We start from the raw sequence: 13,454 nt of genomic DNA on the forward strand, positions 1-13,454 counted from the left end.
GAGCGTCCGGGAAGTTTTCCCCATTTCCTGGGGCTGACCCGGTGGTCAGCGGCCGCCGTCCATCGGTGCGGTGACCACTGGTAACGTGGCGTGAAGCCCCGGTCAGGTCCGCTGCGCGGTCCGGCCGGAGGTGCCCGACATCCTTTAACGACCCGTCCCGTGAGGCGGGGAAGGAGGTCCGCCGTGGCATACCCACCGGCTGCCCGCTCGTCACCACCGCGACAACCCTCGGTGAAGGTGATCCTCGCCAGCGCCGACGTGCAACGCGTGGTCGACCGCATCGCCCACCAGATCCTGGAGAAGACCCAGGGTGCCGCTGACACGGTGCTTCTTGGGATTCCCACCCGGGGGACCCCCCTCGCGCGGCGGCTCGCCGCCCGGATCAGCACCTTCGAGGACGTCGCCGTCGGAGTCGGTGTGCTCGACATCACGCTGTACCGCGACGACCTGCGTCGGCAGGGCACTCGCGCCGTGGGCCCGACCGAACTGCCGCCGGGCGGGATCGACGGCAAGCGGGTCATCCTCGTCGACGACGTGCTCTTCTCCGGCCGCACCGTCCGGGCCGCGCTCGACGCGCTCAACGACGTGGGCCGCCCGGCGTCCGTGCAACTCGCCGTCCTGGTCGACCGCGGCCACCGGGAACTGCCGATCCGCGCCGACTACGTCGGCAAGAACATTCCGACCTCACTCGCCGAGAGCGTGAAGGTGACGCTCGCCGAGACCGACGGGGTCGACGAGGTCAAGCTGTACGGGGGTAGCCCTTCATGATCAAGCATCTGCTCTCCGGTGCGGACCTCGACGCCGACACCGCCACCGAGATCCTGGACACCGCCGCCGAGATGGCCACCGTCGCCGGCCGGGAGATCAAGAAGCTGCCGGCGCTGCGCGGCCGGACCGTGGTGAACCTCTTCTACGAGGACTCCACCCGCACCCGGATCTCCTTCGAGGCCGCGGCGAAGCGGCTCAGCGCCGACGTGATCAACTTTTCCGCGAAGGGTTCCAGCGTCACCAAGGGCGAGAGCCTGAAGGACACCGCGCTGACCCTGCAGGCCATGGGCGCCGACGCGGTCGTCGTTCGGCACCCCGCCTCTGGCGCGCCGCACCGGCTGGCCAACTGGGTCGACGGGTCGGTCGTCAACGCCGGCGACGGCACCCACGAGCACCCCACCCAGGCGCTGCTCGACGCGTACACCATGCGGGCCCGGCTGGGCCGGCTCGCCGGCCTGTCGGTCGCGGTGGTCGGGGACGTGCTGCACTCCCGGGTCGCCCGCTCCAACGTGCTGCTGCTCTCCACCCTCGGCGCCAAGGTCACCCTGGTCGGCCCGCCGACCCTCATTCCGGTCGACATCGCCGGCGCGTTGGCGCCAGCCACCGCCGTCTCCTACGACCTCGACTCCGTGCTGCCCAACGTCGACGTGGTGATGATGCTGCGGGTGCAGCGGGAGCGGATGAACGACTCCTACTTCCCCTCCGCGCGCGAGTACGCCCGCCGCTACGGGCTGGACGGCCCGCGGATGCGCCGGCTGCCCGAGCACGCGATCGTCATGCACCCCGGCCCGATGAACCGGGGGATGGAGATCACGCCCGAGGTCGCGGACTCACCCCGCTCCACCATCGTCGAACAGGTCACCAACGGGGTCTCCGTGCGGATGGCCGTCCTGTACCTGCTGCTCGGAGGGAACAACCGGTGACCGCGTACCTGATCACCAGCGTGAGTGTCGTCGGCGGCCCGCCGACCGACCTGCTGATCCGCGACGGCCTGGTCGCGGAGGTCGGCCCCGGCCTGTCCGCGCCGGACGCCACCGCCATCGACGGCACCGGGCTGGTCGCCCTGCCCGGCCTCGTCGACCTGCACACCCACCTGCGCGAGCCCGGTCGGGAGGACGCCGAGACCGTCGAGTCCGGTTCCCGGGCGGCGGCGCTGGGCGGCTACACGGCGGTCTGCGCGATGGCCAACACCTCCCCGGTCGCGGACACCGCCGGCGTGGTCGAGCAGGGCTGGCGGCTCGGCCGGGAGGCCGGCCTGGTCGACGTGCAACCGATCGGCGCGGTCACCGTCGGGCTGGCCGGCGAGCGTCTGGCCGAGCTGGGCGCGATGGCCGACTCCGCGGCCCGGGTGCGGATCTTCTCCGACGACGGGCACTGCGTCGCCGACCCGAAGCTGATGCGCCGGGCCCTGGAGTACGTGAAGGCGTTCGACGGGATCATCGCCCAGCACGCCGAGGAGCCCCGGCTCACCGAGGGCGCCCAGATGCACGAGGGTGAGGTCTCCACCCGGCTCGGGCTGATCGGCTGGCCGGCGGTCGCCGAGGAGGCGATCATCGCCCGGGACGTGCTGCTCGCCGAGCACGTGGGCAGCCGACTGCACGTCTGCCACGTCTCCACCGCCGGCAGCGTCGAGGTGCTGCGGCAGGCGAAGGCGCGCGGCGTACGGGTCACCGCCGAGGTCACCCCGCACCACCTGCTGCTCACCGACGAGCGTGCGGAGACCTACGACCCGGTCTTCAAGGTCAACCCGCCGCTGCGTACGGCTGCCGACATCGCCGCGCTGCGTGCCGCGCTCGCCGACGGCGTGGTCGACGTGATCGCCACCGACCACGCCCCGCACGCCGTGGAGGACAAGGAGTGCGAGTGGGCCTACGCCCGGCCGGGGATGCTCGGTCTGGAGACGGCCCTCTCCATCGCGCTGGACGTGCTCGGCCCGGAGTGGGACCTGATCGCCGAGCGGATGTCGCGCACCCCGGCCCGGATCGCCGGCCTCACCGGGCACGGCGTCGACCCGGCGCCCGGTGTGCCGGCCAACCTCACCCTGATCGACCCGGCCGCCCGCCGCACCATCGAGCCGGCGGAGTTGGCCAGTCGCAGTCGCAACACCCCGTACGCCCGCATGACGCTGCCGGGTCGCATCGTGGCGACCTTCCTGCGTGGCGAGCCGACGGTCCTGGACGGAAAGGCTGTCAAGTGACAAAGCGCAGGCCCGCGATCCTCGTGCTCGAGGACGGACGCACGTTCCCCGGTGAGGCGTACGGCAGTGTCGGGGAGACCTTCGGCGAGGCGGTCTTCAACACCGGCATGACCGGCTACCAGGAGACCCTGACCGACCCGTCCTACCACCGCCAGGTGGTGGTGCAGACCGCGCCGCACATCGGCAACACCGGCGTCAACGGTGAGGACGACGAGTCCAGCCGGATCTGGGTGGCCGGCTATGTCGTACGCGACCCGGCCCGGATCGGCTCGAACTGGCGGGCCACCGGCGGTCTCGAGGACCGTCTCGCCACCGAGGGTGTGGTGGGCATCAGCGGGGTGGACACCCGGGCGCTGACCCGGCACCTGCGCGAGCGGGGCGCCATGCGGGTGGGCATCTCCAGCATCGACAACGACCCGCAGAGCCTGCTGGCCCGGGTCCGCCAGGCGCCGCAGATGGTGGGCGCGGACCTGTCCGCCGAGGTGACGACCGCCGAGCCGTACGTCGTCGAGGCCCTCGGCGAGCACCGCTTCACCGTGGCCGCTCTGGACCTGGGCATCAAGCGCAACGTTCCGCGTCGGCTCGCCACCCGCGGGGTGACCACCCACGTGCTGCCGGCCTCCTCGACCATCGACCAGCTGCTCGCCACCGGCGCCGACGCGATCTTCCTGTCGCCCGGGCCCGGCGACCCGGGCACCGCCGACGCTCCGGTGGCGCTGGCCCGGGAGGCGCTGCGGCGGGAGGTGCCGCTGTTCGGCATCTGCTTCGGCAGCCAGATCCTCGGCCGGGCGCTCGGCTTCGGCACCTACAAGCTGGGCTACGGCCACCGGGGGATCAACCAGCCGGTGCTCGACCGGGCCACCGGCAAGGTGGAGGTGACCAGCCACAACCACGGCTTCGCCGTCCAGGTGCCCGGTGCGGGCGGTGGCGCGGTGGTCCCCGACCAGGTGATCGACACCGACTTCGGCGGCGTACGCGTGTCACACGTCTGCCTCAATGACAACGTGGTCGAGGGGCTGCGCGCCGTGGACGTGCCGGCCTTCACCGTCCAGTACCACCCGGAGGCGGCGGCCGGCCCGCACGATGCCGACTACCTCTTCGACCGATTCGCCGAGCTGATCGAAGGCCGGAACCACAGCAAGGGGCGCAGCAATGCCTAAGCGGACCGATCTCAAGCACATCCTGGTGATCGGCTCCGGGCCGATCGTCATCGGGCAGGCCTGCGAGTTCGACTACTCCGGCACCCAGGCGTGCCGGGTACTGCGCAGTGAGGGGATCCGGGTCAGCCTGGTCAACTCCAACCCGGCGACGATCATGACGGACCCGGAGTTCGCCGACGCGACCTACGTCGAGCCGATCACCCCGGAGTTCGTCGAGCTGGTCATCGCCAAGGAGCGCCCGGACGCGATCCTGGCGACCCTCGGCGGGCAGACCGCGCTGAACACCGCGGTCGCCCTGCACGCCGCCGGCGTCCTGGAGAAGTACGGCGTGGAGTTGATCGGCGCGAACATCGACGCGATCAACCGGGGCGAGGACCGCCAGCTGTTCAAGGAGATCGTGGCGAAGGCCGGCGTCCGGCTGGGTGTCGACGACCCGACCGCGCTGGTGCCCCGCTCCCGGGTCTGCCACTCGATGGACGAGGTCGAGGAGACCGTCGCCGAGCTGGGCCTGCCGGTGGTGATCCGGCCGTCGTTCACCATGGGCGGCCTGGGCTCCGGCATGGCGCACACCCCGGAGGACCTCGCCCGCATCGCCGGCGACGGCCTGTCCGCCAGCCCGGTGCACGAGGTGCTCATCGAGGAGAGCGTGCTCGGCTGGAAGGAGTACGAGCTCGAGCTGATGCGCGACCGGCACGACAACGTGGTGGTGGTCTGCTCGATCGAGAACATCGACCCGATGGGTGTGCACACCGGCGACAGCGTCACCGTGGCCCCGGCCATGACGCTCACCGACCGGGAGTACCAGCGCCTGCGTGACCTGGGCATCGCCGTGCTGCGCGAGGTCGGGGTGGACACCGGCGGCTGCAACATCCAGTTCGCGGTCAACCCGGCCGACGGCCGGATCGTCGTCATCGAGATGAACCCCCGGGTGTCGCGCTCCTCGGCGCTGGCCTCCAAGGCGACCGGGTTCCCGATCGCGAAGATCGCCGCGAAGCTGGCCATCGGCTACACCCTCGACGAGATCCCCAACGACATCACGTTGAAGACCCCGGCGGCCTTCGAGCCGAGCCTGGACTACGTGGTGGTGAAGATCCCCCGGTTCGCGTTCGAGAAGTTCCCCGGCGCGGACCCGGAGCTGACCACCACGATGAAGTCGGTGGGCGAGGCGATGAGCCTCGGGCGCAACTTCACCGAGGCGCTGAACAAGGCGATGCGCTCGATGGAGACCAGGGAAGCTGGCTTCTGGACCGTGCCTGACCCGGCCGACGCGACGAGGGAGAACACCCTCGCCGCGCTGCGGATCCCGCACGACGGCCGGCTCTACACCGTCGAGCGGGCGCTGCGCCTCGGCGCGTCGATCGCCGAGGTCGCCGAGGCCTCCGGCGGAATCGACCCGTGGTTCCTGGACCAGATCGCCGCGCTGATCGAGCTGCGCACGGAGATCGTGGACGCGCCGGTGCTCGACGCCGAGCTGCTGCGTCGCGCCAAGCGGGCCGGCCTGTCCGACCGGCAGCTCGCCGCGCTGCGCCCGGAGCTGGCCGCCGAGGACGGCGTTCGGACCCTGCGGCACCGCCTCGACGTACGCCCGGTCTACAAGACCGTGGACACCTGCGCGGCCGAGTTCGAGGCGACGACTCCTTACCACTACTCCACCTACGACCTGGAGACCGAGGTCGTGCCGTCGGACCGGCCGAAGGTGCTGATCCTGGGCTCGGGCCCGAACCGGATCGGGCAGGGCATCGAGTTCGACTACTCCTGCGTGCACGCGGTACAGGCGCTGCGCAGCGCGCCGATCGGCGGGGCCGCCGCGTCCGGGGCCGGTTACGAGACGGTCATGGTCAACTGCAACCCGGAGACGGTCTCCACCGACTACGACACCGCCGACCGGCTCTACTTCGAGCCGTTGACCTTCGAGGACGTCCTGGAGGTCTGGCACGCCGAGGACTCGTCCGGCCGGGCGGCCGGCGGGCCGGGTGTGGTCGGGGTGATCGTGCAGCTCGGTGGGCAGACCCCGCTGGGGTTGGCGCAGCGGCTCAAGAACGCCGGTGTGCCGGTGGTCGGCACCTCCCCGGAGTCGATCCACCTGGCCGAGGAGCGGGGCGCGTTCGGGGCGGTGCTGGCCCGGGCCGGGCTGCGCGCGCCGGCGCACGGCATGGCGACCTCGTACGACGAGGCCAAGACGATCGCCGACGAGATCGGCTACCCGGTGCTGGTCCGGCCGTCGTACGTGCTGGGCGGGCGGGGCATGGAGATCGTCTACGACGACCCGACGCTGCGCGACTACATCGGGCGGGCCACCGACATCTCCCCGGATCACCCCGTGCTGGTGGACCGGTTCCTCGACGACGCCATCGAGATCGACGTGGACGCTCTCTGCGACGCCGACGGTGAGGTCTACATCGGTGGGGTGATGGAGCACATCGAGGAAGCCGGCATCCACTCCGGCGACTCGTCCTGCGCGCTGCCGCCGATCACCCTCGCGGGCTCGCACCTGGCCGAGGTCCGCCGCTACACCGAGGCCATCGCCCGTGGCGTCGGCGTCCGCGGCCTGCTCAACGTGCAGTACGCGCTCAAGGACGACGTGCTCTACGTCCTGGAGGCCAACCCGCGCGCGTCGCGGACCGTCCCGTTCGTCTCCAAGGCGACGGCGGTTCCGCTGGCCAAGGCGGCGGCCCGGATCGCGCTCGGTGCCCGCATCGCGGAACTGCGCGCCGAGGGCCTGTTGCCGGCGACGGGGGACGGGGGCACCATGCCCGCCGACGCGCCGGTCGCGGTCAAGGAGGCGGTGCTGCCGTTCAAGCGTTTCCGGACCCGCGCGGGCAAGGGGATCGACTCGCTGCTCGGGCCGGAGATGAAGTCGACCGGTGAGGTGATGGGGATCGACACCAACTTCGGGCACGCCTTCGCCAAGAGCCAGTCGGCCGCGTACGGCTCGCTGCCGACCACCGGGAAGATCTTCGTTTCGGTGGCCAATCGCGACAAGCGCGGCATGATCTTCCCGATCAAGCGGCTGGCCGATCTGGGCTTCGAGATCGTGGCGACCACCGGCACGGCCGAGGTGCTGCGCCGGCACGGCATCGCCTGCGAGCAGATCCGCAAGCACTACCAGGCTGGTGAGGGCGACGACGCGGTGTCGCTGATCGGCGGCGGCCACGTGGCGCTGGTGATCAACACGCCGCAGGGTTCGGGTGCCAGTGCCCGCTCCGACGGCTACGAGATCCGCAGCGCGGCAGTCACCGCGGACATCCCCTGCATCACCACCGTCCCCGGCGCGGCCGCGGCGGTCATGGGCATCGAGGCGCGGATCCGTGGCGACATGCAGGTACGCCCCCTGCAGGACCTGCACGCCACCCTCCGGGCAGCCCAGTGACCCTGTTCGAGCGGGTTGTTCGGCCCTGGTTGTTCCGGCTCGGGGGTGGGGACGCTGAGGCGGCGCACGAGTGGACGCTGCGGCGGTTGACCGCTCTGTCGCGGCGGCCGGCCGCGCTGGCGGCGCTGCGGGCCCGGTACGCGGTCGACGCGCCGCGCACGGTGTTCGGTGTGCGGTTCCCCAACCCGGTCGGGCTGGCCGCCGGCATGGACAAGGACGGTGCGGCGCTGCCGGCGTGGCCCGCGCTCGGCTTCGGTTTCGTCGAGGTCGGCACGGTCACCGCGCACGCCCAGCCGGGCAACCCCCGGCCACGGTTGTTCCGTCTGCCGGCCAGCGAGGCCGTGGTCAACCGGATGGGCTTCAACAACGCCGGGGCCGCCGCGCTGGCCGCCCGGCTGGCGGCGCTGCCGCGCCCGCTCGGGGTGCCGTTGGGCATCTCGTTGGGCAAGTCCAAGGTGACCCCGCTCGACGAGGCGGTCGAGGACTACCTCGCCTCGTACCGGGCGCTTCGCGGGCACGGCGACTACTTCGCGGTGAACGTGTCCTCACCGAACACTCCGGGGCTGCGCTCGTTGCAGGAGCGCTCGCACCTGGACGCGCTGCTCGGCGCGCTGGTGGGGGAGAAGCCGGTGCTGGTCAAGATCGCACCAGATCTGACCGAGGCGGCGATCGCCGAACTGCTGGAGGTCTGCCTGGCCCGGGGCGCCGCCGGGGTGATCGCCACCAACACCACGCTGGCCCGTACCGGCCTGGCCACGGTGGACGCCGAGCGCGGCGCCGAGGCCGGTGGTCTCTCCGGTCGACCGCTGACCGGGCGGGCTCGGGAGGTGGTCGCCTTCGTACACCGGGAGACCGGCGGCCGGCTACCGATCATCGGTGTCGGCGGGGTGCTCGACCCGGACGACGCGGCGCGGATGTTCGACGCCGGCGCCGCCCTGGTGCAGCTCTACACCGGCTTCATCTACCGGGGTCCGGCCCTGGTGCGCGCCGCCGCGCGCGCGACGACCACAGCGGTGGCACCGGATCCGGTCGCCGGCCGGTGACCGGCCGGCGAGCCGGACCCACCGGCCGGCCCGTCGACGCCTGGAAGGAACGCGCGTGACACCTGAGGAGATCCTGGCCGCCGACCGGGCCCACGTCTGGCATCCGTACGCCGCACTGCCACCGACGAACCCGCCGTACGTGGTGCAGAGCGCCGAGGGGGTGCGGTTGCGGCTGGCCGACGGGCGGGAGTTGGTGGACGGGATGTCGTCCTGGTGGGCGGCGATCCACGGGTACCGACACCCGGTGCTGGACGCGGCGGTGACCGACCAGCTCGCCCGGATGAGCCACGTGATGTTCGGTGGGCTCACCCACGAGCCCGCCGTGCAGCTCGCCCGGACCCTGGTCGAGCTGACCCCGGACGGTCTGGAGCACGTGTTCCTGGCCGACTCCGGCTCGGTCAGTGTCGAGGTGGCGGTGAAGATGTGCCTGCAGTACCAGCGGGCCATCGGTCGGCCGCAGCGGCGCCGGTTGGCGACCTGGCGGGGCGGCTACCACGGCGACACGTTCCACCCGATGAGCGTCTGCGACCCGGAGGGTGGGATGCACCACCTCTGGGGCGACGTGCTGCCCCGGCAGGTGTTCGCCCCGGTCCCACCGGGCGGCTTCACCGACCCGCCGGACGACGCGTACGTGGCGGCGTTGGTGGAGACCGTCGAGCAGTACGCCGACGAACTGGCCGCGGTGATCGTCGAGCCGGTCGTCCAGGGCGCTGGCGGGATGCGTTTCCACCATCCGGGTTACCTGCGGGTGCTGCGTGAGGTGACCCGGGCGCACGGGGTGCTGTTGATCTTCGACGAGATCGCCACCGGGTTCGGCCGTACCGGTGCGATGTTCGCCGCCGAGCACGCCGGAGTGACGCCGGACGTGCTGTGTGTGGGCAAGGCACTCACCGGGGGCTACCTGACGCTCGCGGCGACGCTCTGCACCCCGGAGGTCGCCCGGGGTATCTCCGCCGCCGGTGTGCTGGCGCACGGGCCCACGTTCATGGGCAACCCGTTGGCCTGCGCGGTGGCGAACGCCTCCATCGGGCTGCTGCGGGCCGGGGACTGGTCGGCCCAGGTGGCCAGGGTCGGCGCGGGCCTGCGCGCCGGCCTGGAGCCGCTGCGCGGTACGCCGGGGGTGGCCGACGTGCGGGTGCTCGGCGCGATCGGGGTGGTCCAGCTCGATCACGAGGTCGACCTCGGCGCGGCCACCGTGGCCGCGGTCGACCAGGGGGTGTGGCTGCGCCCGTTCCGCGACCTGATCTACACGATGCCGCCGTACGTCACCGACGACGCCGACCTGGCCCGGATCGCGGCCGGGGTGGCGGCGGCGGTGGCGGCCGGCTGAGTCGTCCCGGTCACCGGGTCGACGGTTACCCGGGCGGGGCTGCCGCCCGGACGACGACGAGGAGAGGGGAACACTCTCGATGGAGAGCTTCGGTACCCGGCTGCACCGGGCGATCACCGACCGGGGGCCGCTCTGTGTGGGCATCGACCCGCATCCCGGTCTGTTGGCCCGCTGGGGCCTCGCGGACGACGTTCAGGGGCTCGACCGGTTCACCCGGACCGTCGTGGAAGCCCTCGGTGACCGGGTTGCGGTGGTGAAGCCTCAGTCGGCCTTTTTCGAGCGTTTCGGGTCCCGAGGTGTGGCGATTCTTGAGTCAACTATCCGACAGTTGCGAGATGCTGGCTCGCTCGTTCTCCTCGACGTCAAACGCGGCGACATCGGCTCGACGGTGAGCGCGTACGCCTCCGCGTACCTTGATCCATCCAGCCCGTTGTATGTCGACGCGGTCACCGCGAGCCCCTACCTCGGGGTCGGTTCGCTGGCACCGATGTTCGAGCTGGCCGCCGAGCACGGCGGCGGCGTCTTCGTGCTGGCCCTCACCTCCAACCCCGAGGGCGCGGCCGTGCAGCAGGCCCGCACGGCCGACGGCCGGACCGTGGCGCAAACCGTGATCGACGAGATTTCCCAGCTCAACAGGGGTGCGACTCCGCTCGGGAGCTTCGGTCTGGTGGTCGGCGCGACCATCGGCGACACCGGTCACGACCTCTCCGGCGTGGGTGGCCCACTGCTCGCCCCAGGGCTCGGCGCACAGGGTGCTGGTGCCGCCGATCTGCGTACCGTCTTCGGTTCGAGCCTCGCCTCGGTGCTCCCGTCGTACTCCCGGGAGGTGCTCTCGGCAGGCCCCGATGTCGCCGCCCTGCGGGCCGCCGCGGACCGGGTGTTGGTCGACTGTCGGGCCGTTCTGCCTGCCCGGTGACTGACTGATGGGTCGGTCACTCTACGGTGATCATGCGGCCCCCACGTTGCCGAAAGCTCCGTTGGCCGCTAGTTTTCCCCGCGCTGGGAACCATGGACCCCTTGGTTCACAGCGACACCACGTTTCACAGATGCGGCGGTGCGCCCCGCCCGCCGCGATAGGGACCTGAGGAGAACTGGTGCCGCTCCCGTCACTGACCCCCGAACAACGCGCTGCCGCGCTCGAGAAGGCCGCGGAGATCCGCAAGGCCCGTGCTCAGCTGAAGGAGCAGCTCAAGCAGGGCAAGACCACCCTCGGCGCCGTCCTCGAGCGCGCCGAGAGCGACGACGTCGTTGGCAAGCTCAAGGTTTCGGCCGTCCTGCAGGCCATGCCGGGTATCGGCAAGATCCGGGCTACCCAGATCATGGAGAAGCTCAAGATCGCCGACAGCCGTCGCCTGCGTGGCCTCGGCGAGCAGCAGCGCAAGGCACTGCTTGGAGAGTTCGCCGCCAACTGAACCTGGCAGCGTGTAGAAACAAGCAGTGAGCACGGATGACGAGGCGCGCCCGGCGGCTCGGCTCACTGTCCTGGCTGGACCTTCGGGTTCCGGCAGGGAGAGTGTCGTCGAGCTAGTCCGGGCGCGTTCTCCGTCCGTGTGGATCCCGGTGCCGGCAACCACCCGGCCGCGCCGGGAGTCGGAGATCGACGGGGATGACCGGGTCTTCCTCGCCCCCGCCGAGTTCGATCGCCGGCTCGCCGCCGGCGAGCTGCTGGAGTGGTCCCGGATCGGCGTGTACCACCGGGGCACCCCGTACCCACCGCTGCGCGCCCGGCTCGACGCCGGGCAGCCGGTGCTGCTGCCGCTCGACCTGCCCGGCGCCCCGCTGGTCCGTGCGCGTCTGCCCGATTCGCGGCTGGTGCTGCTGAGCCCACCCGGGTACGAACCCGACGTCACCGTGGCGGCTGCCTTCGAGCACACGCTGACACATGACCTCACCGAGCGGGTGGTCAGCGAGCTGGTAGGCTTACTCGGTTCTTCTTATCCGGATCCGGCCTGGTCGCGCGTGCGCGGCTGACAGCCGGCCGCCGTTGAGACTCAGCACCGCGTCCGCGCGGCTCGAAAGACGCAGAGGTTAATTCGTGGGATCCATCGCCAACCCCGAAGGCATCACCAACCCGCCGATCGACGAGCTCCTCGAGAAGACGACGTCGAAGTACGCGCTGGTCATCTTCGCCGCCAAGCGCGCGCGCCAGGTCAACGCCTACTACAGCCAGCTCGGTGAGGGCCTGCTGGAGTACGTCGGCCCGCTCGTCGAGACCACCCCGCAGGAGAAGCCCCTCTCCATCGCCATGCGCGAGATCAACGCGGGCCTGCTCACCGCCGAGCCGACCGACCAGCCGTAAGCCCTCGCCGGCCGATGTCCGCCTCGATCGTCCTCGGGGTCGGCGGCGGCATCGCCGCCTACAAGGCGTGTGAGCTGCTGCGACTCTTCACCGAATCAGGTCACCAGGTCCGCGTCGTACCGACCGCGTCGGCGCTCCGCTTCGTCGGGGCGCCGACCTGGGCAGCGCTCTCCGGCCAGCCGGTCGCCGACGACGTCTGGACCGACGTCCACGAGGTGCCGCACGTCCGGCTCGGTCAGCAGGCGGACCTGGTGGTGGTCGCGCCGACCACCACCGACCTGCTCGCCAAGGCCGCGCACGGGCTCGCCGACGACCTGTTGACCAACACCCTGCTGACCGCCCGCTGCCCGGTGCTGCTGGCCCCGGCCATGCACACCGAGATGTGGGAGCACCCGGCCACCGTGGCCAACGTCGCCACGCTGCGCGCCCGGGGCGTCCGGGTCATCGAGCCGGCCGTCGGCCGGCTCACCGGCGTCGACACCGGCAAGGGTCGGCTGCCCGACCCGGCGGAGATCTTCGCCGTCGCCCGTCGGGTCCTGGCCCGGGGCGACTCCGCCCCCGCCGACCTGGCCGGTCGCCGGGTGGTCGTCACCGCCGGTGGCACCCGGGAACCGCTGGACCCGGTCCGCTTCCTGGGCAACCGCTCCTCGGGCAAGCAGGGTTACGCGTTCGCCCGCGCGGCGGTCGCGCGGGGCGCCCGGGTTACCCTGATCGCGGCCAACGTCTCGCTCGCCGACCCCGCCGGTGTCGACCTCATCCGGGTGGGCACCACCGCCGAGTTGCGGGAGGCGACGCTGAAGGCCGCCGTCGAGGCCGACGCGGTGGTGATGGCGGCGGCTCCGGCCGATTTCCGCCCGGCGACGTACGCGCCTGGCAAAATCAAGAAGTCGGACGATGGCGTCGCGCCCACCATCGAGCTCGTCACGAACCCGGACATCGCGGCGGAGCTCGGCCAGCGCAAACGACCGGAGCAACTGCTGGTGGTGTTCGCCGCCGAGACCGGTGACGCCGAGGCCAACGGCCGAGCGAAACTCGCCCGGAAACGGGCCGACCTCATCGTGGTCAACGAGGTTGGTCCAAATCTGGTGTTCGGCGCCGACACCAACACGGTGACGGTCATCGGCGCGGACGGCTCGGTCAGCCGGCTGCCCGAGCAGGCCAAGGAGGCCGTGGCCGACACCGTCTGGGATCTCGTCGTGGCGCGGCTGCCCGGCCGCTCCTGACGGGTGGTACAGGGCGCGACCGATCCCGACACCGGCCGCAGTGGTGATTAGACTGCCGCGGAAC

12 protein-coding genes are annotated in these 13,454 nt (G+C 71.6%); all 12 read left to right on the forward strand.

From position 1 onward, the window contains the following. Window positions 1-183: 183 nt before the first annotated feature. The gene (gene pyrR / locus HNR20_RS25500; protein WP_184184662.1) at window positions 184-768 is read left to right on the forward strand and encodes a bifunctional pyr operon transcriptional regulator/uracil phosphoribosyltransferase PyrR; all 585 of its coding nucleotides are present in this window, start codon (window positions 184-186) and stop codon (window positions 766-768) included. Beyond that, window positions 765-1,691 carry an aspartate carbamoyltransferase catalytic subunit gene (locus HNR20_RS25505; RefSeq protein ID WP_184184665.1) on the forward strand — a complete coding sequence of 309 codons (927 nt, stop codon included), beginning with the start codon at window positions 765-767 and terminating at the stop codon, window positions 1,689-1,691. The genes pyrR and HNR20_RS25505 overlap by 4 nt, the downstream gene beginning before the upstream one ends. Beyond that, window positions 1,688-2,965, forward strand: coding sequence for a dihydroorotase (locus HNR20_RS25510; RefSeq protein WP_184184667.1), 1,278 nt, complete (start codon window positions 1,688-1,690; stop codon window positions 2,963-2,965). Before HNR20_RS25505 ends, HNR20_RS25510 begins: the two co-directional genes overlap by 4 nt. Then, window positions 2,962-4,125, forward strand: a complete 1,164-nt coding sequence (gene carA / locus HNR20_RS25515) for a glutamine-hydrolyzing carbamoyl-phosphate synthase small subunit (protein ID WP_184184681.1) — start codon at window positions 2,962-2,964, stop codon at window positions 4,123-4,125. Before HNR20_RS25510 ends, carA begins: the two co-directional genes overlap by 4 nt. After that, window positions 4,118-7,495, forward strand: a complete 3,378-nt coding sequence (gene carB, locus HNR20_RS25520) for a carbamoyl-phosphate synthase large subunit (RefSeq protein ID WP_184184684.1) — start codon at window positions 4,118-4,120, stop codon at window positions 7,493-7,495. The genes carA and carB overlap by 8 nt, the downstream gene beginning before the upstream one ends. After that, window positions 7,492-8,538: a quinone-dependent dihydroorotate dehydrogenase gene (locus HNR20_RS25525; protein WP_184184687.1), complete on the forward strand. Its 1,047-nt coding sequence runs from the start codon at window positions 7,492-7,494 to the stop codon at window positions 8,536-8,538. The genes carB and HNR20_RS25525 overlap by 4 nt, the downstream gene beginning before the upstream one ends. Before the next feature lie 55 nt (window positions 8,539-8,593). Further along, entirely contained in the window at window positions 8,594-9,868 is a 1,275-nt protein-coding gene (locus tag HNR20_RS25530; RefSeq protein WP_184184690.1) for an adenosylmethionine--8-amino-7-oxononanoate transaminase, read from the forward strand. A gap of 79 nt (window positions 9,869-9,947) precedes the next feature. Further along, the gene (pyrF, locus tag HNR20_RS25535; RefSeq protein WP_184184693.1) at window positions 9,948-10,784 is read left to right on the forward strand and encodes an orotidine-5'-phosphate decarboxylase; all 837 of its coding nucleotides are present in this window, start codon (window positions 9,948-9,950) and stop codon (window positions 10,782-10,784) included. A gap of 178 nt (window positions 10,785-10,962) precedes the next feature. Then, on the forward strand, window positions 10,963-11,280 hold the full coding sequence (mihF, locus tag HNR20_RS25540) for an integration host factor, actinobacterial type (RefSeq protein ID WP_030335662.1): 318 nt from the start codon (window positions 10,963-10,965) through the stop codon (window positions 11,278-11,280). Between the two features lie 25 nt (window positions 11,281-11,305). Then, the gene (locus tag HNR20_RS25545) at window positions 11,306-11,839 is read left to right on the forward strand and encodes a nucleoside/nucleotide kinase family protein (RefSeq protein WP_184184696.1); all 534 of its coding nucleotides are present in this window, start codon (window positions 11,306-11,308) and stop codon (window positions 11,837-11,839) included. A gap of 64 nt (window positions 11,840-11,903) precedes the next feature. Beyond that, window positions 11,904-12,167 (forward strand): DNA-directed RNA polymerase subunit omega, encoded by a 264-nt coding sequence (gene rpoZ, locus HNR20_RS25550; RefSeq protein ID WP_007075826.1) that lies wholly within the window; start codon window positions 11,904-11,906, stop codon window positions 12,165-12,167. 14 nt (window positions 12,168-12,181) lie between these two features. Next, window positions 12,182-13,390, forward strand: a complete 1,209-nt coding sequence (gene coaBC, locus HNR20_RS25555; RefSeq protein WP_184184699.1) for a bifunctional phosphopantothenoylcysteine decarboxylase/phosphopantothenate--cysteine ligase CoaBC — start codon at window positions 12,182-12,184, stop codon at window positions 13,388-13,390. Window positions 13,391-13,454: the final 64 nt, after the last annotated feature.

This window comes from Micromonospora parathelypteridis, assembly GCF_014201145.1.
In the GTDB taxonomy this organism is placed as follows: Bacteria; Actinomycetota; Actinomycetes; order Mycobacteriales; family Micromonosporaceae; genus Micromonospora; species Micromonospora parathelypteridis.